Annotated in this window: 1 protein-coding gene; it reads left to right on the top strand. The window is 40.1% G+C overall.

The window, feature by feature from the left end:
* A partial coding sequence (locus BLS38_RS12800) for a polymorphic toxin type 15 domain-containing protein (protein WP_244518321.1) occupies positions 1–1,245 on the top strand: 1,245 nt, incomplete at its 5' end.
* Positions 1,246–1,321: the final 76 nt, after the last annotated feature.

The raw sequence follows: 1,321 nt of genomic DNA, 5'->3' as shown, positions 1-1,321 counted from the left end.
TACAATACCAACCGTTATTTTGATGCCAAGCATGAGCGCTATTTGACCCCTGACCCATTGGGTTTAGCCGCTGGACCGAATCTGTACGATTTTGCACTCAGACAACCGCATCAACTTAAAGATAGCTTGGGATTAGCGCCTGAGCCAAATAAAGACTATTCAAACCAAAGCTTTGCCTGGAAGCTTGAATTTATATTGGTGTATGCCTTCAAAGCCCATGAAACACGAAATATTATGGGTGAAGAAATGGGCAAGACACTACAAGGAATGGTTGAAGATTTACCCACGACTGTTGCAATGTTTGTGACATGGCAAATTATCTCAATGATCCCTATTCTAGGGCCTCTTGCGAATAGTTTAATGGCAGTGTATGCATTTTACTCTTTAGGCAGTGATGCACTTGATCTTGCGATTGCCATTGGGAAATGGGTTCGATCTGTAAATAATGCACAAACTCAAGGAGAACTCATTTGTGCATCTAAAGAACTCGCCAAAATTTTAGGACAAATGAGTGCTCTCGTTGCTGGTAGCATTTCGCCTGCACAGAAACTGAAAAAAATGATGAGTGCAGGCAAAAAGCTCAGTGCCACCACAGCACCTAAACAGGACAACACCAAACATGGGCCGACTAAAAGTTTAACGACTTTAGAAAGAAAAACATTTGGTAATATATGCTTTAATTCTAAAGGTGCCGGATATCAAAAAGCCAAAAACACTGTGACTGAAGCGGAAAGAGCCAAAGGAGAATTGGATAAAGCCGGTTACCTTAAAGAATATGACCGACAAGTCTCACGTCAACAAGAGGCTTTAAATAACATGACTGCCTCTGAATATATGGCTGCGCGAAAAGCTTTTACTGATGCTAAAAAGGGAACAGGGTGTGGACGTAATACAACTGCAAGTAAAGCACAAAAAGATTACCGAGACAAAGCGCAAGATAATTATTTAAACGATAGACGGAAAGAATACAGCAAAAATCCTGAAACAGCCCATCAGGCAGATATATTAGCGAAAAAAGATACAGATGCCTTTATGAAAAAAAGTGCAGCACTGCATGAGCCAGATATGTTTGCAGGTGGCTATAATGACCCTGAACCAACGTGTATGGGCGATGCCAGCGTGAACTCGTCAATAGGTACGCAATGGAAAAAGCATATTCAAGAAATGGATAAATATGCTGAAAAAGCAATGCAGGAAAATAAAGGTAATGCTTTATTAAACTTTAAATTTGAACTGTGTAAATAAAGGAAAGTAAAAATGTCTTTAGCGCGATTAGAGATGATGATTGATGAACTTGGAGAAATTACTGACACTCGCCCAG

The sequence above is a fragment of the Acinetobacter boissieri genome (assembly GCF_900096955.1).
Classification (GTDB): domain Bacteria; phylum Pseudomonadota; class Gammaproteobacteria; order Pseudomonadales; family Moraxellaceae; genus Acinetobacter; species Acinetobacter boissieri.
Note: the sequence above shows the minus strand (reverse complement) of the source record. Positions and strands in the feature narration are given on the sequence as shown.